This window comes from Pseudonocardia sp. P-1, assembly GCF_058111925.1.
In genome coordinates this window covers 4176777-4201493 of record NZ_CM176614.1, presented here as the reverse complement: position 1 = coordinate 4201493, position 24717 = coordinate 4176777, and the positions used below count along the sequence as shown (strand labels likewise).

Below are 24717 nucleotides of genomic sequence, written 5' to 3'. Positions count from 1 at the left end.
ACCGATCCGACCGTGTGTGTTCGACCGCTCACAGCGCGCCGTGCCGTTCGGCGCAGACCCCGGTCGCACACGTTTCGTAACCGGGGTTATGGCCGTTCGTCAGCCTGCGGTCACGCCGGCGTCGCCCGCGGCGCGGGCCACCGCCGCGGCGACGGCCGGTGCCACCCGCGGGTCGAACGGGCCGGGCACGATCTTCTGCGGGGACAGCTCGTCGGCGACGACGTCGGCGATGGCGCGGGCCGCCGCGACCTTCATGTCGTCGGTGATGCGGCGGGCGTGCGCGTCCAGTGCGCCGCGGAAGATCCCCGGGAAGGCCAGCACGTTGTTGATCTGGTTCGGGAAGTCGCTGCGGCCGGTCGCGACGATCGCGGCGTGCCGGGCCGCGACGTCCGGGTGCACCTCGGGGTCGGGGTTGGACAGCGCGAAGACCATGCACTCCGGGGCCATCGTGGCCAGCAGCTCCTCGGGCAGCGTGGCGCTGGAGAGCCCGACGAACACGTCCGCACCGGCCAGTGCCTCGGCGATCCCGCCGGTGACCGCCCGCGGGTTGGTGACGGCGGCCAGCGCGGCCTTCTCCCCGCCGCGACCGGCGTCGACGACCCCGCGCGAGTCGAGCAGCACGACGTCCGAGGCACCCGCGGTCAACAGGATGCGGGCGCAGGCGATGCCCGCCGCGCCGGCCCCGGAGATCACGATGCGCAGGTCCGACAGCGAGCGGCCCTGCACCCGGCAGGCGCCGTCGAGGGCGGCGAGCAGCACGACGGCGGTGCCGTGCTGGTCGTCGTGCATGACCGGGCAGTCGAGCGCCTCGACCAGGCGGCGCTCCAGCTCGAAGCAGCGCGGCGCGGCGACGTCCTCGAGGTTGACCGCGCCGAAGGTCGGGCGCAGCCGGACCAGGGTCTCCACGATCTCGTCGACATCCGTGGTGTCGAGCACGAGCGGGATCGAGTCGAGCCCGGCGAAGGACTTGAACAGCGCCGACTTGCCCTCCATCACCGGCAGCGACGCGCGCGGCCCGATGTCGCCGAGACCGAGCACCGCGGTGCCGTCGCTGACGACGGCGACCAGCCGGTGCGCCCAGGTGTAACGGGCGGCGAGCGAGGCGTCGGCGGCGATGGCCCGGCAGACGTCGGCGACACCGGGGGTGTAGGCGATCGACAGGTCGCGCTCGTCGGCCAGCGGCGCGGTCAGGCCGGTCGCGAGCTTGCCGCCCTCGTGCGCGCCGAACACCTCGTGCCGGTCGGGGGCGGAACGGGTGGTCGGGTCCTGGGCGAGCGTCATGGGAAGACTCCACGGGTGGTGCGGTACGAGAGCGGCGCACGGACGCGCCTGCCGTTGCACCGGGCGTCGCGGGTTGACGTCGACCTGCTCGCGGTGCCGGACGGCCATCCCGCGCGCAGCGCCGGGATAGGGGCGCCGAGCCGGGACGAGCTGTCGGATCTGGCGACGAGTCTAACCGGGTGGACGCCGGGAACCGGTCACCCGGCGCGTCCGGAGTGGCCACCCGCACACCGACGGGCGTACGGATCACCGCACGCCCGTCCCGGGAGCCGTGTCAGCGGGTCAGCGCAGCGGCGCCGGGGTGAGGTCGGGCAGCGGGAGCGCGGGCAGCGACGGGCCGCTGGGCAGCTCGGTCAGCGGCAGCACACCGGGTGTGAACGGGACCCGGCCGGGGACGACCTCCAGGGCGCCGACCTCGCCGTAGCGCTGGGCGTAGGCCAGTGCCCGGGCGATGTCGGTGACCCCGTTGGTGTTGGTCGGCAGCATCAGGCTCGACAGCAGCCCGAACGCCCGGCCGCGCGCGTCGAGGTAGCCCGAGCCCGAGTCGCCCGGCACCCCCGGCGGCGTGGTGGAGACGACGTGCGTGCGCGGCCCCTCCGGCTGCCCGAGGCTCAGGCCCTGCTTGTACGGCGTCGCCACGAGCTGGTTGGGCTGGAAGCTGTAGACCTTCTCCCCCTGCTCGGTGCCGTCCGTGTCGAGCCCGGTCGGGCCGCCGAAGCCGGGGACCGTCGGGTCGGCGACGGCGACGGCCGCCGGGCTCAGCCGGATCAGCGAGAGGTCGTTGTAGAGGCACAGCTGCGGGTCGGTCTCGCCGCGGTCCTGCATGACCGCCCAGGAGTTGTAGGCGACCCGTCCGGTGTAGTTCTTCCCGTCGCGGCCGCGGATGCCGACCTCGATGCCCTCCGGCATGACCGGCTCACGGCAGCCGTCGACCGAGGACATCGCGTCCTCGCCCGCCATGCAGTGCGCGGCCGCGCCCAGGTAGAGCACCCCGGCCGGGGCGGCCTGGTGCTCGGCACCGCGGCCGCCGGGCTCGTCGCGGTGCCCGTCCTGCCCGGCGGCCGGGGTGTAGAGGAAGTTGGCCGTGCACAGCTCGGCGCCGCCGGTGACCGGGGTGGCGATCTGCACGCCCGGGCCGATCGCCCCGGCCTGCACCGCCGGGGCGGACGGGGCGGCCGTCGCGACGCCCGCGGCGGCGGGCGCGGTGAGCGCGGCGGTGACCGCCAGGCCGGCCGCGGCGGCGATCCCGGCGATGCGCCGCCGCGCGGGGCGGCGGGAGAACTGCGACGACATGACGCTCCTCGGCTCGTGGTCCGCCACGGATCCCATCCGATCCGGCCACCCTGCGGGTACGGCGCGCCCGGCGGACTGCCCGGTCGGGTCCGGATCCGACCCGACCGGGTGACCTGATCACCGCGAGCGTCCCGCAGTGTCCGCGACTAGCGTCGCCGCCCGTGAGCACCGACGCCGATCCGGACGGACGGATCCTCCTGCTGCGCCACGGCGAGACCGAGTGGTCGCGCACCGGGAAGCACACCGGCCGCACCGACGTCCCGCTGACCGACGAGGGCCGGGCCGCCGCCCGCCGGGTGCGCGACGCACTGGCTCTGGTCCGCCACGACGCCCCGCCCGCCCGGGTGCTCTGTTCCCCGCGCACGCGCGCGAGGGACACCGCCGAGCTGGCCGGGCTGCGCGTGGACGCGGTCGACGACCGGCTCGTCGAATGGGACTACGGCGACAACGAGGGCTGGACCACGCCGCAGATCCGCGAGTCCCTGCCGGGCTGGACGATCTGGGACGGGCCGTGGCCCGGCGGCGAGACCCCCGGCGACGTCGCCGCCCGCGCCGACGCCGTGCTCGCCGACGCGCGCGCCCTGCTCGGCGGCGGCGACGTCGTGCTCGTGGGACACGGCCACTTCTCCCGGGTGCTGACGGCGCGCTGGATCGGGCTGCCCGCGAGTGGCGGTGTGCACTTCCGCATGGACCCGGCCGGGGTCAGCGTGCTGGGGTTCGAGCGCGGGGTCCCCCGCCTCGACCACGTCAACCAGCGCCCCACCCCCGCGGAGGACCAGTGAGCGTCCGTACGGCCACCCCCGACGACGTGCCGGTCATGGTCCGGCTCGTGCACGAGCTGGCCGACTACGAGAAGGCCGCGCACGAGTGCGGGCTGACCGAGGACCAGCTGCACGCCGCGCTGTTCGGCCCGGACCCCTCGGCCGGGGCCTTCGTGGCCACCGGCGACGACGGCGCGGTCGTCGGCACGGCCATCTGGTTCCGGACCTTCTCCACCTGGGAGGGCGTCGCCGGGATCCACCTGGAGGACCTCTACGTCACCCCCGCCGCCCGCGGCGGCGGGCACGGCGCGGCCCTGCTCGCCGAGCTGGCCGCCGAGGTGGCCCGGCGCGGCTGGAAGCGCCTGGAGTGGAACGTGCTGGACTGGAACACCCCGGCCATCGGCTTCTACCGCTCCGTCGGCGCGGTGCCGAACGAGGGGTGGACCACCTACCGGCTCACCGGCGACCCGCTCGTCGCGCTGGCCGGGCGGACCGGCGGGGCGGCGGCCCGCTAGTCCTCGGGGTACTCGTCGCCCATCGACCAGCGCCGGGACTGCTCGCTGATCAGCATCAGGAACGTGAACAGCACGAACAGTCCGCAGACGATGCCCCACACCAGCTGACGGCTGGGGCCCAGCGCGTAGTAGATGGCCGGGAACAGCAGCAGCTGCACGACGATCGCCGGGGTGCGGCAGCCGTGCACCCCGCGGACCAGCCCGTAGCCGACACCGGCCACGGCGGCCGCCAGGAGCACGAAGATCCCGGCCTCGGCGAGCCCGTAGTAGAGGCGGGCGCCACCGGCCTCCAGGGCGCGTACGCCCAGCACGACCGCGAGGACGGCGCCGACGAGCCCCTCGGCCCCGACGAGCACCCCCGCCACCCGCACGTTCTCCGGCGGTCGCTCCCGCGTCACGGGGCGGTCGTCGCGGTCATCGGCCACCCGCCGAGGATAGGCCGCCCGCCGCGGCCGCCACCGCCGGGCGGCCGACGGACCGGCCGGTGCGCGGTCGATACAGTCGCCCCGTGCGCGCGCTGCTCGTGGTCAACCCTCAGGCCACGTCCACCACCGCCGCCGGCCGGGACGTGCTGACCAAGGCCCTGGCCAGCGAGCTGAAGCTCGACGTCCTGCAGACCCGCTACCGGGGCCACGCGGCGGAGGCGACCGCGGCGGCCGTGGCGGACGGCGTCGAGCTCGTCGTCGCGCTCGGGGGCGACGGGACGGTCAACGAGGTCGTCAACGGGCTGCTGGCCGCGCAGACCGGCTCGGGCAGCGGTGCCCCCCGGCCGGACCCGGACGCCACCGCGATGCTCGCGGTGGTCCCCGGCGGCTCGGCGAACGTGTTCGCCCGCGCCCTGGACATGCCGCGCGACCCGGTCGAGGCGACCGGGCACGTGCTCACCGCGCTGGCCCACCGGCGGCGACGGCTGGTCGGCCTGGGCTGGGCCGACGACCGCTGGTTCACCTTCAACGCCGGCATGGGCTGGGACGCCGAGGTGGTGGCCGCGGTCGAGCGCGCCCGCGCGCAGGGACACGAGGCCAGCCCCGGCCGCTACGCGCTGACCGCGATCGCCCAGTACCTCGCGCAGCTGCGCCGTCCCCCGTCGATGACGGTGGAGCTCCCCGACGCGGCACCGCTGACCGGGGTGCGGCTGGCGTTCGTCTCCAACACCGACCCGTGGACCTTCCTGTCCGGCCGCGCGGTGCGGACCAACCCCCGCTCGTCGTTCGGCAGCGGGCTGGGGCTGTTCGCGCTCACCGGGCTGAGCCCGCGGACGATCGCCTCGACCCTGCGCCAGATCCTGGCCGCCGACGGCGACCCGCACGGGCGGCACATCGTCCGGCACGACGCCGTCGGCCGGGTGCGGATCACGTCGGAACAGCCTCTCGCTCTCCAGCTCGACGGCGACCACCTCGGAATGCGCACCGACGTGGAATTCCTCAGCGTGCCCGGAGCGTTACGCGTCGTCGTGTGAGACGGACGGTTCGTCGCGCATCGTGCGGGCGCTCTCACACGCCGGAGTGAGCAACCGCGCCATTCACCGATGTGAGCGGACCGTCGGTCCCGTTGGGGCTTACACCAGGCCAAACCCGTGATCCAAGGTGGTCCCTACGCAAGCGAGGCCACGAGCAACGCCGCTCGTGGAGGTTCCGTCCCACCGGGCCGGACCCCTCACTCAGAGGGTGTCCGGGTCGACATCGTTTTCGGGTGGCCGATTCCGGGTGGGACAGGGACACTGGATCGTGGAACCAGCCCAGGGCGGCTCGAAGTCCCGGGCACTGGTCTGTCTGCGTGCGTTCCCTATGAGGGCGCTCACGCATCCCGCGAGCAGTTTCCCATTGAGGACCGCGGTGGCTCGTGAAAGTATTCACAAGCTGCGAAACACGCACGTAACACCAAGCGCACAGACGATCGGCGCGACCCCGATCGCGCACCAGAGGAGAAAGTGATCATGGACTGGCGTCACGACGCGATCTGCCGCGACGAGGACCCGGAGCTGTTCTTCCCGGTCGGCACCAGCGGCCCTGCCCTGATGCAGATCGCGGAGGCCAAGAGCGTGTGCCGGCGTTGCCCGGTCACCGAGTCGTGCCTGCAGTGGGCTCTCGAGTCCGGCCAGGACGCCGGTGTCTGGGGCGGCATGAGCGAGGACGAGCGGCGCGCCCTGAAGCGGCGCAGCACCCGTCCGCGCGCTCGTACCGCGTAGGCAGCCCCGCCCGGGCACTCGCCCGGAATGCGGCAGGAACAGCTGTCCCGGACAGCAGCTCCGAACAGTAGAAGAAGTAGCTCCCCGACCTCGGGCCCGTAGCCGGACGCCACCGGCCACGGGCCCGAGGTGCGTTCGGGGTGATCTGCCACCCCGGCGTGAGGGTCGACCACGGTGCCGGCGCGACCACGGCACCGGGATCAACGGTCACGGGACGAGCGTATCCGGTGCCCTCCGGGCCCCCGTCCACGCCCCGGGTCACCGGGAGTGACCGGGATCGGTCACCCGCCGCACCGCAGCGACCGCCCGGGGACGGCGAGCATGTCCCCGGTTGCCTCTGACCGCCGTCGTCCGCGCCGTCCCTGGGCCCTCTCCGAGCCGTCCTGCGCGGCTCCGCCGGCCTGCTCCCAGGGGAACTTTCGGGGCGCTCTACGCCACGAGAGTTCCCCTGGGAGCACGCCCGAAGGGCGGTGGGGCGTTCAGGAGCCGCCGAGTGGTACCCGGACCACCGCCACCGTGCCGCCGCCCTCCCGGGCCCGCACCTCGATCGTCGCCTCCAGCTCGGAGGTCAGCAGGGTCCGCACGATCTGCAGACCCAGCCCCTTGGACCTCTCGAAGTCGAAGTCGACCGGCATGCCGTGGCCGTCGTCGGCCACCGACACCTCCAGCCGGCTCGCCGAGCGCACCGGGCTGACGACCACCTCCCCCGCCGTGCCGGGGTCGTAGGCGTGCGCCAGCGCGTTGTGGGTCAGCTCGGCCAGGACCAGCACCAGCGGGGTGGCCTTCGCCGCGGGCAGCGCCCCGAACCCGGAATCGACGCGCACCCGGGCGCGGGACTCGGTCGTCGCGCCGTCGCGGATGGCGGGCAGCACCTTCGGCAGCAGCTCGTCGAGCTCGACGACCTCGGCGACGGAGTAGGCCAGCGCCTCGTGCACGAGCGCGATCGAGGTGACCCGGCGGACCGACTCCTCCAGCGCCCGGCCCGCCTCCGGGTTCTCGCTGCGCCGAGCCTGCATCCGCAGCAGCGCCGCGACCGTCTGCAGGTTGTTCTTCACCCGGTGGTGGATCTCCCGGATGGTGGCGTCCTTGCTCATCAGCGCCGCGTCCCGGCGACGCAGGTCGGTCACGTCGCGGACCAGCACCAGCGCGCCCGCCGCGTCACCGCGGGGCCGCAGCGGCAGCGCGCGCACGAGCATCGTCGCCCGGCGGCCCTTGACCTCCATCCGGGTGGACGGGGCGCCGTCGAGGGCCTCGTTGATCCGGCCGGCGACGTCCTTCGCGTCGAACGGGTCCAGCACGAGCGCCTTGGTGACGGTCGCGAGGTCGGCGCCGGCGACGTCGCTGGCGTGGCCCATGCGGTGGTACGCCGACAGCGCGTTCGGGCTGGCGTAGGCCACGTTGCCGTGCACGTCGAGGCGGACCAGGCCGTCCCCGGCGCGCGGGCTGCCCTCGGCCGAGCCGGGCGGACCGGACTGCGGCGGGAAGGTCCCGTCGACGATCATCTGGCACAGGTCCGAGGCGCTGCCGAGGTAGGCGATCTCCAGCGGGCTCGGGACGCGCGGGGTGGACAGGTTGGTGTCCCGGGACAGCACCGCCACCGTGCGGCCCTTGAAGCGCACCGGGATGGTCTCCCGGCGCACCGGCACCTCCAGGTGCCAGCGCGGGTCGTCGTCGCGGCAGATCCGGCCCTCCAGCACCGCCCGGCGCAGCTGACCGACCTCCACCGGCACCGCCCGGCGGCCGACGACGTCGTCCGGGTGGGCGGTCGGCGCGGTGGTCGGCCGGGCCTGGGCGACGCACAGGAACTGCGCGGTCGCCGCCCGGGAGGCACCGCCCGTCCCCGCGTGGAGGTCGTCCAGCGGCACCCACAGCAGGAAGTCGGCGAAGGACATGTCGGCCAACAACTGCCACTCGCCGACCACGCGCTGGAGGTGATCGGCGGTCTCGCCGTCCATCGTCGTGTGCTCGGCGAGCAGCTCGCTCAGCGTGGTCACGATCGCCCATCCCACCACATGCGAGAATCGCGCGTACGAAGCTCCCGCGGCAACGCCGCGGAACCGTGACCCGGACGGGAAGGAGGGTCGAGATGTCCAAGCGTGCACGCAAGCGCCGTGACCGCGCCAAGAAGGGCGCCAACCACGGCAAGAAGCCGAACTGCTGAGTTCGGCGGCACCGACGCGAGAGGGCGGGCACCCCGGTGGGGTGCCCGCCCTCTCGCGTGTGTCGCCGGAGCGGCGGTGCCGGTCAGCCGCCGGAGCGGCGGTACTCGGTGCGCTGGTGCGACACCGAGACGCTCGTGCCGTCCGGGCCGCTCTCCACGGTCACCTGGGCCTGCTCGAGCACCGCGGAGCGGATCTGCGACCGCAGCCGGTCCTTGAGCCCGGCCGGGGCCGCCTCGCCGCCGCACTTGCGCGCCAGCAGCGCCTTCAGCTTCTCGTCGATGCCGTACTCGGCCAGGCAGGGCGCGCACTCGTCGAGGTGCTGCTGGAGCAGGCGTCGCCGCTCCTGGTCGCACTCGTGGTCGAGGAACAGCCACACCTCGGCCAGCACCTCGGTGCACCCGGTGTTCGCGGGCGGGTCCTGGATCATGGGGTTGCGCTCGAGCGGTGCGCCCGAGTCCTCGGCGGCGCTCACGATGCCGTCACCTCCCGGTCCCCGGTCGCGCCGGCGGCCCCGTCGCGGACGAATCCGCGCTCGCGGGCCACGTCGGTCAGCATGTCGCGCAGCTGACGCCGGCCGCGGTGCAGCCGCGACATGACGGTGCCGATCGGGGTGCCCATGATCTCGGCGATCTCCTTGTAGGCGAACCCCTCGACGTCGGCGAGGTAGACCGCCATGCGGAAGTCCTCCGGCAGGCCCTGCAGGGCCTCCTTGACGTCGCTGTCGGGCAGCGCGTCGAGGGCCTCCACCTCGGCCGAGCGCAGACCGGTCGAGCTGTGCTCACCGGCCTGGGCCAGCTGGTAGTCGGTGATCTCGTCGGTCGGCGACTGCAGGGGCTGACGCTGCCGCTTGCGGTACCCGTTGATGTAGGTGTTGGTCAGGATCCGGTACAGCCACGCCTTGAGGTTGGTGCCGCGGCGGAACGACCCGAACGCCGAGTACGCCTTGAGGAAGGTCTCCTGCACCAGGTCCTCGGCGTCGGCCGGGTTCCGGGTCATGCGCAGCGCCGCGCCGTAGAGCTGGTCGAGCAGCGGCATCGCGTCACGCTCGAAGCGGGCCGTGCGGTCGGAGACGCTCTCGTCCTCGGGCGCACGGTTGCCGTCGGCGTCGGCCACACCCACCAGGGCGGCGAGCTCCGCGGGATCGGTCCCTGCCGCGCCCGTCTCCGGCTGACCCGGCTGATCCGGCTGTACTGACAAAGGTTCCCTCTCCAGTGACACGAGTCGCGCACCGGTGCGGGTCACCGGCACGGCGGACGCGTCGGAGGGTACGCGCCCCGGCCGCTCACGGCCGTCCGGCGGCGCGGCCCCGGGCCTCTCCATCACTGATGTCGTCACGTACGGAACAACGGTGCGCCGCCGGAGGGCATTCCCGTAGGTTCCCGTCGGCGCCCGGGGCACGGCCCCGGGGACGGGTATGGGAGGACGACCATGGCGGGCAGGGGCACCCCGGCGACGGCGCTGCTGGCGAGGCGCGGCGTGGCGCACGAGCTGCACACCTACACCCACCACGACGGCGCCGGCTACGGCGAGGAGGCCGCCGCCGTCCTGGGGCAGGACCCGCGCCGGGTGTTCAAGACCCTCGTCGCGCTCGTCGACGGGGCCATGACGGTCGGGATCGTGCCGGTGTCGGCCCAGCTGGACCTCAAAGCGCTGGCCGCCGCCGCGGGCGGGAAGAAGGCCGTCATGGCCGAGGTCGCCGACGCCGAGCGGGCCACCGGCTACGTCGCGGGCGGCATCTCGCCCCTGGGCCAGCGCAAGCGGCTGCCGACCGTCCTGGACGCCTCGGCGCAGGAGCACCCGACGGTGTTCTGCTCCGGGGGCAGGCGCGGCCTGGAGATCGAGCTCGCCCCGGCGGACCTGGTGGCGCTCACCGGCGCCGTCGTCGCACCGATCGCAACCGGCTGACCGCAGAGGGTCACCCGGACGGGGTCCGATCCGGGCACCGCGCCAGTAGGGTCGATCACCGACGGCAGCAGGACGCCGTCGCCACCGATCGAGACGAGCTACGGGGAGCACGCGTGGACCGACCGGCATGGGCGCCCGACGAGGTGGACATGGCCAGCCCGAGCGTCGCCCGGGTCTACGACTACTACCTGGGCGGGTCGCACAACTTCGAGGCCGACCGCGCCTTCGCCGAGAAGGTGCTCGACGCGCTGCCCGAGATGGCGGCCGTCGCGCAGGCCAACCGGGCGTTCCTGCGCCGGGCCGTGCACCACCTGTGCGCCCACGGGATCCGCCAGTTCCTCGACCTCGGGTCCGGCATCCCGACCGTCGGCAACGTGCACGAGGTCGCGGCGACCGCCTGCGACGACGCGCGGGTCCTCTACGTCGACCACGACCCGATCGCCGTCGCGCACAGCCGTGCGCTGCTCGACGGCGACCCGTCGACGGCCGTCCTCGCCGCCGACCTGACCGACCCGCTCCGCGTCCTCGACGACCCGGTGACCCGGGCCCACCTCGACCTGTCCCGGCCGGTGGCGGTGCTGCTCGTCTCGGTGCTGCACTTCGTCCCGGACGAGGCGGACCCGGCCGGGATCATCGCCGCCTACGCCGGCGCGGCAGCCCCCGGCAGCCACGTGGTCGTCAGCCACGCGAGTGACGAGGGGGGCCTCTCCGGTGCGAGCCGGGCCCAGAACCTCTACAACAGGGACAGGTCCCCGAACCGGATGCGGATGCGCGACACCGAGGAGGTCGCGGCGCTGTTGGGTGATCTGGAGCTGGTCGAGCCCGGCGTCGTGCGGATCCCGCTCTGGCGTCCGGAGTCCCCGGTGGGCCCCGAGGCGCAGCGTTACCCCGGCCTCGCCGCCGTCGCCCGTCACGCCGGGCAGCCCGGGATCTGACCGTCGGAGGGAGAGCCGTCGTGGCGAAGCCCGTCCCCGTCCTGCCCGGTGGGCAGGGACCGGGGCCGTCGGCGCTGGCCGACGCCTGGGTGCGCGCCATCGAGGCCCGCAACTTCGTCTCCGCCGCCCGCGCCGACCTGTACGCGGTGCTGTCCGGCGCGGCCTGGTGGTTCACCGCCGTCGTCGAGGGACGGGCGGAGGAGGCGATCGCCGAGGAGGTCGGCGCCGAGCTGGTCGCCGCGCACCTCACCGACCCGGCCGCGCTGCGCTGCTCGATCGACGTCCTGGCCCGGCACTTCGCCGGGCCCACCCCGGACCCGGAACGGTTCCGCCGCTGGACCGCGGCGGTCGGGGCGCTGTCGACGGGGTACGCCCGGACGCTGCGCGACCGCACCCGGTTGGAGCAGGAACGGATCAGCTCCGCCGCGTTCGCGGCGCGCGCCGCCGCCGAGGACGCCCGATGGCAGTCCGAGGCGCGCTACGGGGTCGTCTTCGAGAGCTCCGTGCTCGGCATCAGCGTCGCCGACACCGGGGGCCGCATCCTGGAGGCCAACCGCACACTGACCGCCATGCTCGGCTACCGGCCGGGCGATCTCGTGGGCCGGTCGGTGTTCGAGTTCATCCACCCCGAGGACACCCCGGAGATGTGGCCGCAGATCGAGGCCATGCTCGCCGGGCGGATCGGCCACGCCCGGATGGAGAAGTCCTACTTCCGGGCCGACGGTGACCAGGTGTGGACCGAGCTGACCGTCTCGCTGGTCCGCTCCCCCGACGGCGAGCCCCGCTACCTCGTCGCGATGGTCTCCGACGTCACCGAGCGGCGCCGCCTGCAGTCACGGCTGCGCCACCAGGCCGAGCACGACCCGCTCACCGGGCTGCCGAACCGCTCGCTGTTCTTCACCCGGCTCGAGTCCGCGCTCGCCGGCCCGTACGGCTCGCCCGCCCCGGTGGGGGTCTGCTACCTCGACCTCGACGGTTTCAAGGCCGTCAACGACACCCTCGGCCACGACGCGGGCGACCAGCTCCTGCGCACCGTCGCACACCGCCTCGACGCCGAGCTCCGCCCGGCCGGGCACACCGTCGCCCGGATGGGCGGCGACGAGTTCGTCGTACTGGTGGAGCGCTGCGCCGGCGTCGAGCAGCTGACCGCGGTCGCCGAGCAGGCGCTGGCGGTCGTCCGACGGCCGGTGCACGTGCGCGGCCGGGAGGTCGTGGTCTCGGCCAGCATCGGGATCGTCGACCGGCCGTTCGCGGTGGGCTCCGGCGCCGTCGGTGGCGAGGGGGCGGCCGAGCTGATGCAGGCCGCGGACACCACGATGTACTGGGCCAAGCGCGACGGCCGGGACCGGATCGCGGTGTTCGACCCGGCCCGTCACGCCAACGACGTGCACCTGTTCGAGCTGGCCGGGCGGATGCCGGGCGCTCTGGAGCGCGGTGAGTTCCACCTGGAGTACCAGCCGCTGGTGTCGCTGCACGACGGCTCGGTCGTCGGGGTGGAGGCGCTGGCCCGGTGGCGCACCGCCGACGGCGAGCGGCTCGGCCCGGACGTGTTCATCCCGCTGGCCGAGCAGACCGGGCTCATCGTGCCGCTCGGGCTGCTCCTGCTGGAGCGGGCCTGCACCGACGCCCGGTCCTGGGTGGACGCGGGCGCCGACGCCGGGCTCGTGCTCAGCGTGAACGTGGCGGGCCAGCAGCTGCGCAGGCCCGACGCCGTCGCCCGCATCGCCGACGTGCTGGAGCGGACCGGGTGGCCCGCGTCGTCGCTGCAGCTGGAGCTGACCGAGAGCGACCTCATGTCCGCCGCCGGGCGTCCGGTGCAGGCGCTGGAGGAGCTCTCGCGGCTCGGAGTACGGATCGCCATCGACGACTTCGGCACCGGCTACTCCAACCTGGTCTACCTGCACCGGCTCCCGGTGGACGTGCTCAAGCTGGCCGGGTCGTTCGTCACCGGGCGGGGCGGCCCCTGCCCGGACGACGACGGCGTCCCTCACGACGTCGACAGCCCGGTGATCCTCTCGGCGATGATCGAGCTGGCCCACACCCTGGGGCTGACCGTCGTCGCCGAGTCGGTGGAGACCGAGGGCCAGGCCCGGCGGCTGCACCAGCTGGGCTGCGACGTCGGTCAGGGCTGGCACCTGGGCTGCCCGGCCCCGGCCGCGGAGATCGCCGCCCGGCTCACCGCGGCCGGCGGCGACCCGGGGCTCAGCCCGCGGCGGCCCGCTCCCGGACCTCGTCGATGACGCGCTCGGCGCCCAGCACGCCGATCCCGACCATCCACGTCTCGTCGTCGACCTCGTGCACCGCGCCCGCGCGCACCGCGGGCAGCGGGCCCCACAGCCGTGCGACCGCGGCACGGGAGCCCGACGACGGGTCCTGCGCCCGGTCGGTGAAGAACACCACGTCGCCGTCGATGCTCCCGGCCAGCTCGGGGGCACTCTCGATCATCGAGTACTCGTTCCACGGACGGTCGCCGAGGTCGTAGCCCATCGCGGTGAGCACCGAACCGGAGAAGCTGCGGGGGCCGTAGAGCCGGAACGACTCCGGGCGGAACCGCACGATCGAGGCCGTCCGGCCGGGAGCGCCGACCTCGCGTCCGACCGTGACCGCGCGCTCGCGCCAGCCCGACAGCAGCTCCTCCATCCGGGGCCGGGCGTCGACGGCGTCGGCCGTCACCCGGGCCTGCTCCTCCCAGGCGGTGCCGCTGCCGACGGAGAACACCGTCGGAGCGATCCGGGACAGCTGGTCGTAGAGCGGACGGTGCCGGACCGCCGACCCGATGATCAGGTCGGGGCGCAGCCGGACGACCGCCTCCAGGTCCGGTTCGGCGATCAGCCCGGTGGGCTCGGTGCCGGTGAGCCGGTCCGCGAGGTAGGGCGGGTAGCCCGCGCCGGCGGCGGAGACGCTCGCGCCGACCGGGACGGTCCCGAGCGCGACCAGCGCGTCGAGGTGCGGGGAGTCGAGGACGACGACCCGGGCAGGCCGGGCGGGCAGGCGGGTCTCACCCATCGCGTGGGTCACGGTGTAGCCATCCGGCGCCTCGGGCCCGGGGCCGGAACCCGCACCGCAGCCGACGGCCGTCCCGAGTACCAGCAGCACCGCCACGAACCGGGCGAACGGTCTGATCATCACGAACCGAACATAGGCCAAGATTGAGGGTAGGCAACCCTCACGAACTCCCCCGGGTGAGTGTCGCCAGCCACTCCCCCACGGCGGACCCGAGCAGGTCGTGCTGCCGCTTCAGGCCGTGGTCGCCGTCGAGCAGGACGACCCGGCGGTCCGGACCGTCCCCGGGGACGCCGAAGCGGTCGTTGCGGCCCTGCACCACGAGCACCGGCACCCCGGCCGCCTCGAGCTCCGGGGCCCGCGTCCGCTCCGGGCGGCCCGGTGGGTGCAACGGGAAGGCCAGGCACAGCACCGCGGCGGCACCGGCCGTCGTCGCCGTGCGGCAGGCGACGCGCGCGCCGGAGCTGCGGCCGCCGACGACCAGCGGGCCGTCGTGGCCGGGCCGCACCGCCGCGACGACGGCGAGCCACGCCTCGTCGAGGTGCCCGGCCGGGGCGGGGGCCCGCCGGCCCGCCACCCGGTAGGGCTGCTCGACCAGGCCGACGTCGAACCCGGCGGCGGTGGCCGCCGCGGTCGCGGTGACCAGGTCGGGGGCGTCGACGCCGCCGCCCGCGCCGTGCCCGAGCAGCAGCAGCCCGCGCGGGGACCCCGCCCGGTGCAGGGTGACCCGGGCCGGGCCGCGCGGGGTGTCGACCTCGCGCGCCGCGGTCACGAGAGCAGGTCGAGCTGGATCGGCTCGGTCACCTGGTCGTCGGGGAGCCGGTCGAGCAGCTCGGGCGCGTTGTTGCGGACGTTGTTGACCTGCGGCGAGACCGGCCGGATGTCCAGGGTGGAGACCAGCTCCGGCGACGGCGGGACCAGCAGCCGGGTCACCCCCTCGTCGCCGGTGCCGCGGTCCGGGTCGAGCCAGTCCGACCAGTCGTCGGGGCGCAGCAGCAGCGGCATCCGGTCGTGCACCTGGGCCAGCGGGCCGACCGCCTCGGTGGTGAGCACGCAGGCGGTGACGAGCCCGTCGGGGTACTTCTCGGTCAGCTCGTCGCCCTGGGGGCGCCAGAACTCCCAGATGCCCGCCATCGCCATCGTGGCGCCGTCGGCGTAGTGGGTGAAGTACGGCTGCTTGGTCGGCTTGCCGGTTCCTCCCTGGGACTTCGGGACGGCGTCGTGGCGCTGCCACTCGTACCAGCCGTCCATCGGGAACAGGCAGCGCCGCGACGCGGCCGCGCGGCGGAACGCGGGCTTCTCGGTGATCGTCTCGGACCGGGCGTTCACCATCCGCGCACCCGCCGACGGGTCCTTCGCCCAGAACGGCACCAGCCCCCAGCGCACGGTGCGCAGCGACCGCTCGGTGGTGTCCCGGTCGGGTTCGCCGCTCTCGTCGCGGGGGTGGCGCTCGACCACCACGGTGATGTCCTTGGTCGGCGCCACGTTGTAGTCCGGACGCTGCGAGGTCTCCTGCGTCGCGTCGACGGCGTGGAACTCGTCGGCCAGGTCCGCGGGGGCCTTGGTGGAGGCGTAACGGCCGCACATGCGCCCCATCCTCCCACGTGGGGAAGGATGGAGGCGTGAGCAACTGGACCGCCCCCACGCCCGGGTCGCCGGTGACCGGCACCGTCACCGTCCCCGGGTCGAAGTCGGTGACCAACCGTGCGCTGCTGCTCGCCGGCTTGTCCGGCGGCGACGTCCGGGTCGACGGCGCCCCGCCCACCCGCGACACCGCGCTGATGACCGGGGCGCTCTCCGCGCTCGGCGTCCCGGTCACCACGCTCGGGGACACGGTGCAGATCGGCGCGCACCCCGGGCTGCGCGGCGGGACCCCCGAGGCGCCCGCCGAGGTCGACTGCGGGCTCGCCGGCACGGTCATGCGGTTCGTCCCCCCGGCCGCGGCGACGGCGTCCGGTGCGGTCCGCTTCGACGGCGACCCGCGCGCCCGGGAGCGCCCGATGGGCACCGTGCTGGACGCGCTGCGCGCACTCGGTGCCACCGTGTCCGACGACGGCGCCGCCGGCGCACTGCCGTTCGTGCTCGACGGCGGCCCGGTCCGGGGCGGCGAGGTCACGATCGACGCGTCGGCGTCGTCGCAGTTCGTGTCCGGGCTGCTGCTGTCCGGGTCGCTGTTCGAGCGCGGCGTGACCGTGGTCCACGAGGGCGCGCCGCTGCCGTCGCTGCCGCACATCGCGATGACCGTGGACATGCTGCGCGCCGCCGGGGTGGCCGTCGACGACACCGAGCCCGACACCTGGCGGGTCGAGCCCGGCCCGGTCGCGGCGCGGGACTGGTCGGTCGAGCCCGACCTGTCGAACGCCTCGGTGTTCCTCGCCGCGGCCGTCGTGACCGGCGGGCGGGTCACCGTGCGCGGCTGGCCTGCCGAGACCACCCAGCCCGGCGTCGACGTCCTGCCGGTCCTGGAGCAGTTCGGCGCCACGGTCACGCACACCGCCGACGGCCTCACCGTGACCGGACCGGACCGGCTCGCCGGTGTCGACGTCGACCTGCACGACGCGGGCGAGCTCGCCCCCACCGTCGCCGCGGTCGCCGCGCTGGCCTCGGGCACCTCGCGGCTGCGCGGGATCGGGCACCTGCGGGGCCACGAGACCGACCGGCTCGCCGCCCTCGCCACCGAGATCACCGCGCTCGGCGGTGCCGTCACCGAGACCGAGGACGGCCTGGTCATCGAGCCGAAGCCGCTCACCGGGCGATCCGACCGGCCGTGGGGCGCCTACGCCGACCATCGGATGGCGACCGCGGGCGCGATCATCGGGCTGGTGGTGCCGGGCGTCGAGGTCGACGACGTCGCGAGCACCGACAAGACCATCCCGGACTTCCCGGGGCGGTGGGCGGCGCTGGTCGGGAACTGACATGCCCCGCGACATCAGCAGGCTCGACGAGTCCGACGTCCGTGTCCGCCCCGGACGGCGCGGGAGCAGGCCGCGCAGCAAGCGCAGGCCCGCACACGCCGACGCGACCCGCGCGATGGTCACCGCCGTCGACCGGGGACGGTGGACCTGCGCGGTCGACGCCGACCCGGGCCTGCCCCAGGTCGTCGCCATGCGGGCCCGCGAGCTGGGCCGGACGCCGGTCGTCGTCGGGGACCGGGTGGACCTCGTCGGGGACCTGTCCGGTGAGCCGGACACCCTCGCCCGGATCGTGCGGGTCGCCGAGCGTGACACCGTGCTGCGCCGCACCGCCGACGACACCGACCCCTACGAGCGGATCGTCGTCGCGAACGCACAGCGGCTGATCGTGGTCACCGCCGTCGCCGACCCGGTGCCGCGCAGCGGGTTCGTCGACCGCTGCCTGGTCGCGGCCTTCGCCGGTGGGCTGCAGCCGGTGCTGTGCCTGACCAAGTCCGACCTCGCCGACCCGGAGCCGTTCGCGGCGCAGTACCGCGAGCTCGGCGTGCCGGTGCTGGTGACCGGGCGCTCGGAGTCCGGGCCTCCGTCCGGGCTGGACGCGCTGCGCGAGGAGCTGTCCGGGCGGCTGTGCGCACTGGTCGGGCACTCCGGGGTCGGCAAGTCCACCCTGGTCAACGCGATCGTCCCGGCCGCCGAGCAGGCCACCGGGGTCGTGTCGGGTGTCGGGAAGGGACGGCACACGACCACCGCCGCGCTCGCGTTCCCGCACGCCGACGGCTGGGTCGTCGACACCCCCGGGGTGCGCTCGTTCGGGCTCGCGCACGTCGGTGCGGACGACGTCGTCGCCGCGTTCGGCGACCTGGCGACCGCGATCGAGGACTGCCCGCGCGGCTGCGGGCACCTCGGGCCGCCCGCCGACCCGGAGTGCGCACTGGACGACCTGGTCGCCTCCGGCGCACTCGCAGCAGGCAGACTCGAGGCGTTGCGCCGCGTGCTGGTGGCGCTGGCGAGCGACAGGTTCTGACCATCACGACGACGGCCGGGGAGCGGGTAGTGCCGGGACGGCGCGCGATGACGCTGCTGCTGTGCGGGGCGGTGCTGGTGCCCGGGCTGACCGGCTGCGCCTGGCCCGGTTCCCTCGGTGACACCCCCGCACCGCCCGCCGCCGCGCCCGCCGCGCTGCCGAAGTACTACGACCCGGCGCCGCTGATCACCGACGTCCGGGCCCGTACCCGGCTCGACGGCGGCTCGACGCTGTCGGTGGCGGGCACCCTGACCCACGACGGCACGACCGTCCCGGTGACCGGCGACGGCGCCCTGCGGGTCGGCCAGGACGGGGACGCCCCCGCGGTGCGGCTGCTGCTGCGCTCCGGCCCGTCCGGCGCGGTCGCCCGGAGCACGGAGCTCATCCGGATCGACGGCCGGACCTGGCTGCGCCCCGGCGACCGCGGCTGGGGCGAGGCCGGCCGGGTGGCGCTGCCCCCGGAGCAGATGTCCCACGCGACGCTGGCCGCGAACGTCGCCGCCGGACTGGACCCGCTGGGGGCGGTCGCGCGCTACCCGGACGCGGTGCTCGTCGCCGAGGCCGCCGACGACGCCGTCGACGGCACCCCGGCCGTGCACTACACACTGGTCGTCGACCTGGTCCGGGCCGCGGCGACCGAGACCGACCCGGCGCGCCGCACGGCGCTGCAGGCCCAGCAGCGGGCCGGGCTGACCCGGCTGAGCGCGGAGATCTGGGTCGACGCCGAGCGCAGGCCGCTGCGCAGCCGGGTCCGCCAGCAGCTCCCCGACGGCGCGGCGCTCGACGTCCTCGTCCGCTACGACGGCTGGGGCGCCCCGATCACCATCGAGCCGCCGGTCCGCGGCTGACCCGGGTCCTCAGCGGCGGAACGCCAGGTCCAGGCCGTCGACCGGCCAGGTGCAGCGGTAGAGCCGCCCCCACCCCGACGAGGTGACCCACGCCTCGCGCGACCCGGCGCCGGCGAAGCAGATGTTCGTGACGTGCGGGTCGTGCTCGGGCGGCGCGACGGTGCCGAGCAGCTCCCCGGCCGGGGACAGCACGCTGACCTCGCCGGAGACCAGGGTGGCCACGCAGACGTTCCCGTCGCCGTCGACGGCGAGCGAGTCGAGGTTGCGGAACCCGGCGAAGCCGTGCAGCAGCCGGGCGTCGCCGGGGCCGGGCGGGCCGGGCAGCTCCGGCGGCGCGGCGAGCGCGCCGGGTCCGGTCACCGCCCAGCACCAGACACGGCCGGTGGCGGTCTCGGCGACGTAGAGCCGTGACCCGTCCGGGGACAGTCCCACGCCGTTCGGGGTCATGAGCGGGTGCACGACCTCGGTGAGCGCCGAGCCGTCGGGACGGGCGTGGTACAGCCCGCCGAGGTCGACCTCGCGGGGGCGGCGCTTGCCGAGGTCGGTGAACCAGAAGGTGCCGTCGGCGGCGAAGACGATGTCGTTGGGGCCGCGCAGGCCGTCGTGGAGCACCGTGGAGCGGCCGGTGTCGGGGTCGACGCGCAGGATCGCGCCGCCGCGGTAGTCCTCGGGCTGGTTGCCCGGGTACACGGTGCCGTCGGGGCGGGTGTGCCAGGTGAAGCCGCCGTTGTCGCAGACGTAGACGGCGCCGTCCGGGCCGATCGCGGCGCCGTTCGGGCCACCCCCGGTCTCGGCGACGGTGACGTGGCCGCCGTCGGGCAGCACCCGGGTCAGCCGCCCGGCCGCGATCTCGACCACGAGCACCGACCCGTCGGACAGCGCCACCGGGCCCTCCGGGAACGCGAGCCCCCGGGTCACCTCGTGCAGCTGCGGCGCGACGAACGCCATACCGGCCTCCGATCCGGGTTACGGTCCGGGGCATGAGCGAGCGCGTCCGGACCACCGTGGACGACGGCGTCGCCGAGGTGCGGCTCACCCGCCCGGAGCGCCGCAACGCCCTCGACGTCGCCCAGTTCACCGCGATCGTGCACGCCGCGGAGGCGCTGCGCGACCGCACGGACGTCCGCGCGGTGGTCCTCTCGGCGGACGGGCCGGACTTCTGCGCCGGGCTGGACCGCGACATGTTCCGCGCGATGCGCTCCGGTGAACGGCTCTCGGCCACCGCCGAGCTGCCCCCGCCGCGCGAGGGCTCCCCGGCGCACGCGACCGGGCAGCGCGCCGCCCACGTCTGGGCCGAGCTGGACGTGCCGGTGATCGCCGCCGTGCAGGGGCACGCGCTGGGCGGCGGGCTGCAGATCGCGCTGGGGGCGGACCTGCGGATCGTCGCGCCCACCGCGACGCTGTCGGTGCTGGAGATCGTGTGGGGCCTGGTGCCCGACATGGGCGGCACGCTGCTGCTGCCGCAGCTGGTCGGGCGCGACGTCGCCCGCGACCTGACCTTCACCGGGCGCACGGTGTCCGGCACCGAGGCCGTCGCGCTGGGGCTCGCGACCCGTACCGCCGAGGTCCCGCGGGCGGCCGCGCTGGCGACCGCGCACGAGATCGCCGCCCGCAACCCGCACGCCGTGCGTGCGGCGAAGCGGCTGCTCGCGGCGCCGCGCCCACCCGCCGAGCAGCTCGCCGCCGAGCAGACCGAGATCGGTGCGCTGATCGCGAGCCCGAACCAGCGCGAGGCCGTGACCGCGCGGCTGGAGGGGCGGGACCCGGTGTTCGCCGATCCCGCGCCGGGGCCGCCGGGGACGGGCTGACCGCCCGCCGGGGCTCAGCCCAGCTCGACGAGGAACGGCAGCTCGGTGCCGTCGTACCAGGCCAGCTCGTGGTCCTCGGCCTCGCCGACGAGGAACTCGGCGTCCATGTCGCCCAGGTCGGCCTTGTCGACCGCGCCGGCCGCCTCCCGGACGGCGTGCTCGGCCTCCGGCAGGTCCACGTGCACGGCGGCGATCTTCGACACCGGGACCGGGCCGGTCACCCGGACCGCGCCGTCGTCGAGGTCGGGGCGCAGGGTGACGTCGTCGGTGTCGGCCGACACCACGACCCGGCGGGCGGGGGTGTCGTCCTCGCCCAGCCCGAACTCGACCGAGAGCAGCCGCAGCGACGCCCGCGCCGCCTCGTTCATCGCGGCGTACTCGAGCTCCTCGTCGTCGCCCGCGGTGTAGGACTCCCGCAGCTTCGGGGTGAGTGCGAACGCGGTGCCGCCCAGCGGCTCGAAGTTCCCGGTCTTCACCGTGCGGGCCAGCATCGGCCAGGTCGCGGGGAGGTAGATCCTCAACGGTCGTCTCCTCTGACGGGTGTCATCGGTGTCTGTCGCAGTGTCTCGAGGAGCTCCTCGAGTGACTCGTCCACCATCCCGGCGAGCACCTCCAGGTCGCCCATGGCGTCCCTGTCCCCGTTCAGCCCGTAGTACACGCCACCGTCGTAGCTGGTCAGGCCGATGGAGACGGCCTGGCCCTTCGCCAGCGGCACCACCGGGAACATCTCCAGCATCCGCGCCCCGGCCGCGTAGAGCGGGAACTGCGGGCCGGGCACGTTGGTCACGACCAGGTTGAAGAAGTGCCGGGCCATGCCGTTCGCGGCGCGGGCGCCGACGGCGTGCAGCGTCGGCGGGGCGAACCCGCCGATCCGCACCAGCGTGTCGGCGCCGACGGCGTCGCCGGTGTCGGTGTGCTCGCGCATCTGGTGGGTGACCTGGTGCAGCCGCACCAGCGGGCTCGGCTCGCCGACGGGCAGGTCCACCAGGAACGACGCCACCCGGTTCCCGAGCGACCCGCCGGTCGCCGAGCTGGGCACGTCGCCCTCCCCGCGCACCGACAGCGGCACCAGCGCCCGCACCGACGACGACCCGGCGACCGGCTCGCCGCGCGACATCAGCCAGGTGCGCAGGGCACCGGCGATGACGGCGAGCACCACGTCGTTGACATCGCAGCCGTAGGCGGCGCGGACCTTGCGGTAGTCCTCCAGGTCGGTGCGGGCCATCGCGAACCGGCGCTGGGTGGAGATCTCGGCGTTCAACGGGAGCCCGGGCGCGCGGCGGCCCGCGGTGCGGGCCATGTTCAGGACCTTGCCCGCGGCCCCGGCGAGCTTGCCGACGGTGGCCAGCGCGTCGCCCGCGGCGACCCGGACGTTGTCCACGATCTCGGTGGGGCGGGTGACGGCCTCGGAGATCGCGTCGAGCACGAGCTGGCCGTCGGTCGGCTCCGGGCGCGGCATCCACAGCTCGTCCGGGGTGTCCCGCGGCTCGGCGGACACGTCCAGGATGACCTGTCCGATGTCGATGGCGGAGATCCCGTCGACCATCGCCTGGTGGGTCTTGGTGAGGATCGCGACGCGTCCGCCGTCGCCGCCGCCGTCCGCTGCGGGGGCGAGGCCCTCGATGAGGTACATCTCCCACAGCGGGCGGGTGTGGTCCAGCGGGCGGGACATCAGGCGCCCGACCAGCTCGGTCAGCTGCTCCTCGCTGCCCGGACGGGGCAGCGCGGACCGGCGCACGTGGTAGGCGATGTCGAACTCGGGGTCGTCGACCCACACCGGGCGTGCGAGGTTGCCCGGGACGTGGCGGACCTTCTGCCGGTAGCGCGGCACCAGCGCGATGCGCTGCTCGATGAGCTCGACCAGCCGGTCGTAGTCGAAGCCGTCGTCGGGGCGGTCGAACACGGCGACCCCGCCGACGTGCATCGGTGTGGTCGCCTCCTCCAGGTACAGGAAGGACGCGTCGAGTGCGGAGAGCCGGGACGGCATGGCCGCGATCCTACGTGCGACGCTTCTCCCCGTGAGCGATGCAGGTGCGGTCTCCCCGAAGGACCGGTTCATCACGGTCTACGGCCGCAAGCCCGTCCTGGAGGCGCTGGCCGACCCCGACCTGGAGGTCGACAAGATCGTGCTGGCCGACACGGTGCGCGGTGGCGGCGAGCGCGAGATCACCGCGGCCGCCCGCGGCCGCGGGGTGCCGGTGCAGCGCGCGACCGCGCAGCGGGTGAAGGTGCTGGCCGGCAACGGCCGCCACGACCAGGGTGTGCTGGCCGACGTCGTCGCCCCGCGGATGTCGCCGCTGGAGCACTTCCTGTCCGATCTGGGCACCCGGCGGCCGGCGTCGGTGCTGGTCCTCGACGCCGTCACCAACCCGTCGAACGTCGGGATGATCCTGCGCAGCGCGACGGCCGCCGGTCTGGACGGCGTGCTGCTGCCCCGCCGCGGGGTGCCCGCCATCGACCCGCTGGTGATCAAGGCGTCGGCCGGGGTGGCGTTCGCCGCGCCGGTGCTGCGCTGCGCCACCGCCACCGAGGGCGTCGACCTCATGCACGCCGCCGGGTTCGGGGTGTTCGGGCTCGACGCCGGCGGCGACTCGCTGCTGGAGGCGTCGCTCCCGCCCCGGGTCGCACTGGTGCTGGGCAACGAGACCGACGGCCTGACCGAGGACGTCCGTTCCCGGCTCGACGGGATCCTCTCGCTGCCGATGTACGGCGGGGTGGAGTCGCTCAACGTCGCCTCCGCCGGCGCCGTCGCCGCCTACGAGCTGCTGCGCCGACGCTGACCGGTCACTTAGTGTCGGGGCGATGGTGCGCCGTCGCATTCCCCGCCCGTCCGAGCTGGCGCCGCTGCTGCGGCCGGCTCCGTTCACCCTGGACCGCACGGCGGCCCGGCTCGCCCGCGCGTCGAGCATCGGTGACCTGCGCGAGCTGGCGCGGCGGCGCGCGCCGCGGGCCGTGTTCGACTACACCGACGGGGCCGCCGAGGACGAGGTGAGCCTGCGCCGGGCCCGCGAGGTGTGGGCCTCGGTGGAGTTCTCGCCGACCGTGCTCACCGACGTCTCGCGGGTGGACACCGGCCGGGACATCCTGGGCGGTCGCTCGTCGCTGCCGTTCGCGCTGGCCCCGACCGGCTTCACGCGGATGATGCACACCGCGGGCGAGCGCGCGGTCGCCGCCGTCGCCGCGCGGGCCGGGATCCCCTACGCGCTCTCGACGATGGGCTCGACGACGATCGAGGGCGTCGCCGAGGCCGGGCGCGGCGGGCGGCACTGGTTCCAGCTCTACCTGTGGCGCGACCGCTCGGTCGCCCACGAGCTCGTCTCCCGGGCGCGGGAGGCCGGATACGACACGCTGCTGCTCACCGTGGACACCCCGGTCGGCGGCAACCGGCGCCGCGACGCCCGCAACGGCCTGTCCATCCCGCCCGCGCTGTCGCTGCGGACCTTCGTCGACGGCGCCCGCCACCCCCGCTGGTGGTTCGACCTGCTCACCACCGAGCCGCTGACGTTCGAGTCGCTCGCCGCGGGCGGCGGCAGCCCCTACGAGGTGATCAACCGGGTGTTCGACCCGGCGCTGACCCTCGACGACGTCACCTGGCTGCGCGGGGCCTGGCCCGGGAAGCTGGTGGTCAAGGGCGTCCAGTCGGTCACCGACGCCCGCCGTGTCGCCGACGCGGGCGCCGACGGCGTGCTGCTGTCCAACCACGGCGGACGGCAGCTGGACCGGGCCCCGGTGCCCGCCGAGCTGATCGAGCCGGTGGTGCAGGAGCTCGGCGACGACGCGGAGGTCCTGGTGGACACCGGGATCACCCACGGCGGCGACGTCGTCGCCGCCGTCGCGCTCGGCGCCCGCGCGGCGCTGGTGGGCCGCGCCTACCTGTACGGGCTGATGGCCGGTGGCGAGGCCGGGGTGTCCCGCGCGGTGGAGATCCTGCGCGCCGAGGTGGAGCGGACGATGCAGCTGCTCGGCGTCACCCGGGTGGACGACCTCCGCCCGGAGCACGCCCGGCTCCGCTCGGCGACCGGCGGCCACCATCACCCGAACGAGCGACGGCCCGGCACTGCGCCCCGGCGCTGACGGGGCCA

At 75.0% G+C, this 24717-nt stretch carries 26 protein-coding genes; 14 read left to right on the top strand and 12 right to left on the bottom strand.

The features are described from left to right. Positions 1 to 99: 99 nt before the first annotated feature. Positions 100 to 1281, bottom strand: a complete 1182-nt coding sequence (locus tag AC0GKK_RS20695; RefSeq protein ID WP_489882337.1) for an NAD(P)-dependent malic enzyme — start codon at positions 1279 to 1281, stop codon at positions 100 to 102. Between the two features lie 282 nt (positions 1282 to 1563). Next, positions 1564 to 2574 (bottom strand): serine protease, encoded by a 1011-nt coding sequence (locus AC0GKK_RS20690; RefSeq protein WP_308816887.1) that lies wholly within the window; start codon positions 2572 to 2574, stop codon positions 1564 to 1566. 161 nt (positions 2575 to 2735) lie between these two features. Between AC0GKK_RS20690 and AC0GKK_RS20685 the strand changes: the two genes are divergently transcribed. Next, entirely contained in the window at positions 2736 to 3356 is a 621-nt protein-coding gene (locus AC0GKK_RS20685) for a histidine phosphatase family protein (RefSeq protein ID WP_208824116.1), read from the top strand. A 35-nt stretch (positions 3357 to 3391) separates the two neighbouring features. Beyond that, a complete protein-coding gene (locus AC0GKK_RS20680; protein WP_308819473.1) occupies positions 3392 to 3850 on the top strand; it encodes a GNAT family N-acetyltransferase in 459 nt (152 codons plus the stop codon). Here AC0GKK_RS20680 and AC0GKK_RS20675 read toward each other — a convergent pair. Further along, a complete protein-coding gene (locus AC0GKK_RS20675) occupies positions 3847 to 4275 on the bottom strand; it encodes a hypothetical protein (protein WP_489882336.1) in 429 nt (142 codons plus the stop codon). The genes AC0GKK_RS20680 and AC0GKK_RS20675 overlap by 4 nt on opposite strands. Positions 4276 to 4358: 83 nt before the next feature. Here AC0GKK_RS20675 and AC0GKK_RS20670 point away from each other — a divergent pair, with 83 nt between their 5' ends. Together AC0GKK_RS20670 and AC0GKK_RS20665 are read left to right on the top strand one after the other, a co-directional pair. Further along, positions 4359 to 5309, top strand: coding sequence for a diacylglycerol/lipid kinase family protein (locus tag AC0GKK_RS20670; protein WP_062397493.1), 951 nt, complete (start codon positions 4359 to 4361; stop codon positions 5307 to 5309). Positions 5310 to 5786: 477 nt separating this feature from the next. Beyond that, on the top strand, positions 5787 to 6038 hold the full coding sequence (locus AC0GKK_RS20665) for a WhiB family transcriptional regulator (RefSeq protein WP_043277332.1): 252 nt from the start codon (positions 5787 to 5789) through the stop codon (positions 6036 to 6038). 479 nt (positions 6039 to 6517) lie between these two features. Here AC0GKK_RS20665 and AC0GKK_RS20660 read toward each other — a convergent pair whose 3' ends face one another. Beyond that, positions 6518 to 8032, bottom strand: a complete 1515-nt coding sequence (locus AC0GKK_RS20660) for a sensor histidine kinase (protein ID WP_073576822.1) — start codon at positions 8030 to 8032, stop codon at positions 6518 to 6520. A gap of 92 nt (positions 8033 to 8124) precedes the next feature. Between AC0GKK_RS20660 and AC0GKK_RS20655 the strand changes: the two genes are divergently transcribed. Further along, the gene (locus AC0GKK_RS20655; protein WP_369804880.1) at positions 8125 to 8199 is read left to right on the top strand and encodes a 50S ribosomal protein bL37; all 75 of its coding nucleotides are present in this window, start codon (positions 8125 to 8127) and stop codon (positions 8197 to 8199) included. 83 nt (positions 8200 to 8282) lie between these two features. Here AC0GKK_RS20655 and rsrA read toward each other — a convergent pair whose 3' ends face one another. Beyond that, positions 8283 to 8627, bottom strand: coding sequence for a mycothiol system anti-sigma-R factor (gene rsrA, locus AC0GKK_RS20650; protein ID WP_062403708.1), 345 nt, complete (start codon positions 8625 to 8627; stop codon positions 8283 to 8285). Positions 8628 to 8668: 41 nt separating this feature from the next. Beyond that, positions 8669 to 9313: a sigma-70 family RNA polymerase sigma factor gene (locus tag AC0GKK_RS20645; RefSeq protein ID WP_062403710.1), complete on the bottom strand. Its 645-nt coding sequence runs from the start codon at positions 9311 to 9313 to the stop codon at positions 8669 to 8671. Positions 9314 to 9628: 315 nt separating this feature from the next. Between AC0GKK_RS20645 and ybaK the strand changes: the two genes are divergently transcribed. The 3 genes from ybaK (at position 9629) to AC0GKK_RS20630 (ending at position 13280) form a co-directional block, all read left to right on the top strand. Beyond that, entirely contained in the window at positions 9629 to 10105 is a 477-nt protein-coding gene (gene ybaK / locus AC0GKK_RS20640) for a Cys-tRNA(Pro) deacylase (protein ID WP_489882335.1), read from the top strand. Positions 10106 to 10254: 149 nt separating this feature from the next. Next, complete coding sequence (locus AC0GKK_RS20635; protein WP_489882334.1) at positions 10255 to 11040, top strand: SAM-dependent methyltransferase; 786 nt, start codon at positions 10255 to 10257, stop codon at positions 11038 to 11040. Positions 11041 to 11060: 20 nt separating this feature from the next. Continuing rightward, positions 11061 to 13280, top strand: coding sequence for a putative bifunctional diguanylate cyclase/phosphodiesterase (locus AC0GKK_RS20630; protein ID WP_489882333.1), 2220 nt, complete (start codon positions 11061 to 11063; stop codon positions 13278 to 13280). Here the strand turns inward: AC0GKK_RS20630 and AC0GKK_RS20625 are convergent. The 3 genes from AC0GKK_RS20625 to AC0GKK_RS20615 are packed head-to-tail and all read right to left on the bottom strand — an operon-like array spanning position 13243 to position 15630. Further along, positions 13243 to 14166, bottom strand: a complete 924-nt coding sequence (locus tag AC0GKK_RS20625) for an ABC transporter substrate-binding protein (protein WP_489884042.1) — start codon at positions 14164 to 14166, stop codon at positions 13243 to 13245. The two genes, AC0GKK_RS20630 and AC0GKK_RS20625, sit on opposite strands and share 38 nt — an antisense overlap. Before the next feature lie 40 nt (positions 14167 to 14206). Then, a complete protein-coding gene (locus AC0GKK_RS20620) occupies positions 14207 to 14815 on the bottom strand; it encodes an alpha/beta hydrolase family protein (RefSeq protein WP_489882332.1) in 609 nt (202 codons plus the stop codon). Beyond that, on the bottom strand, positions 14812 to 15630 hold the full coding sequence (locus AC0GKK_RS20615; RefSeq protein ID WP_357546826.1) for an SOS response-associated peptidase: 819 nt from the start codon (positions 15628 to 15630) through the stop codon (positions 14812 to 14814). The genes AC0GKK_RS20620 and AC0GKK_RS20615 overlap by 4 nt, the downstream gene beginning before the upstream one ends. A 35-nt stretch (positions 15631 to 15665) precedes the next feature. On the opposite strand from AC0GKK_RS20615, the gene aroA reads away from it, so the two are divergent. The 3 genes from aroA to AC0GKK_RS20600 are packed head-to-tail and all read left to right on the top strand — an operon-like array spanning position 15666 to position 18827. Then, positions 15666 to 16958 carry a 3-phosphoshikimate 1-carboxyvinyltransferase gene (aroA, locus tag AC0GKK_RS20610; protein WP_489882331.1) on the top strand — a complete coding sequence of 431 codons (1293 nt, stop codon included), beginning with the start codon at positions 15666 to 15668 and terminating at the stop codon, positions 16956 to 16958. Position 16959: 1 nt separating this feature from the next. Further along, complete coding sequence (rsgA, locus tag AC0GKK_RS20605; RefSeq protein WP_062397505.1) at positions 16960 to 17979, top strand: ribosome small subunit-dependent GTPase A; 1020 nt, start codon at positions 16960 to 16962, stop codon at positions 17977 to 17979. 47 nt (positions 17980 to 18026) lie between these two features. Beyond that, a complete protein-coding gene (locus tag AC0GKK_RS20600) occupies positions 18027 to 18827 on the top strand; it encodes a hypothetical protein (protein ID WP_405415254.1) in 801 nt (266 codons plus the stop codon). 9 nt (positions 18828 to 18836) lie between these two features. On the opposite strand, the gene AC0GKK_RS20595 is transcribed toward AC0GKK_RS20600, so the two are convergent. Next, positions 18837 to 19775, bottom strand: coding sequence for an SMP-30/gluconolactonase/LRE family protein (locus AC0GKK_RS20595; RefSeq protein ID WP_489882330.1), 939 nt, complete (start codon positions 19773 to 19775; stop codon positions 18837 to 18839). Between the two features lie 32 nt (positions 19776 to 19807). Between AC0GKK_RS20595 and AC0GKK_RS20590 the strand changes: the two genes are divergently transcribed. Then, complete coding sequence (locus AC0GKK_RS20590; protein ID WP_489882329.1) at positions 19808 to 20635, top strand: crotonase/enoyl-CoA hydratase family protein; 828 nt, start codon at positions 19808 to 19810, stop codon at positions 20633 to 20635. A 14-nt stretch (positions 20636 to 20649) separates the two neighbouring features. Here the strand turns inward: AC0GKK_RS20590 and AC0GKK_RS20585 are convergent, their stop codons facing one another. Together AC0GKK_RS20585 and AC0GKK_RS20580 are read right to left on the bottom strand one after the other, a co-directional pair. Continuing rightward, positions 20650 to 21156, bottom strand: a complete 507-nt coding sequence (locus AC0GKK_RS20585; protein WP_073576326.1) for a DUF6912 family protein — start codon at positions 21154 to 21156, stop codon at positions 20650 to 20652. Further along, a complete protein-coding gene (locus AC0GKK_RS20580; protein ID WP_489882328.1) occupies positions 21153 to 22622 on the bottom strand; it encodes a WS/DGAT/MGAT family O-acyltransferase in 1470 nt (489 codons plus the stop codon). Before AC0GKK_RS20580 ends, AC0GKK_RS20585 begins: the two co-directional genes overlap by 4 nt. Between AC0GKK_RS20580 and AC0GKK_RS20575 the strand changes: the two genes are divergently transcribed. Both AC0GKK_RS20575 and AC0GKK_RS20570 read left to right on the top strand, forming a co-directional pair. After that, a complete protein-coding gene (locus AC0GKK_RS20575) occupies positions 22621 to 23415 on the top strand; it encodes a TrmH family RNA methyltransferase (protein ID WP_489882327.1) in 795 nt (264 codons plus the stop codon). The two genes, AC0GKK_RS20580 and AC0GKK_RS20575, sit on opposite strands and share 2 nt — an antisense overlap. Before the next feature lie 22 nt (positions 23416 to 23437). Next, positions 23438 to 24709 carry an alpha-hydroxy acid oxidase gene (locus tag AC0GKK_RS20570; RefSeq protein WP_489882326.1) on the top strand — a complete coding sequence of 424 codons (1272 nt, stop codon included), beginning with the start codon at positions 23438 to 23440 and terminating at the stop codon, positions 24707 to 24709. The last annotated feature ends 8 nt before the right edge of the window (positions 24710 to 24717 follow it).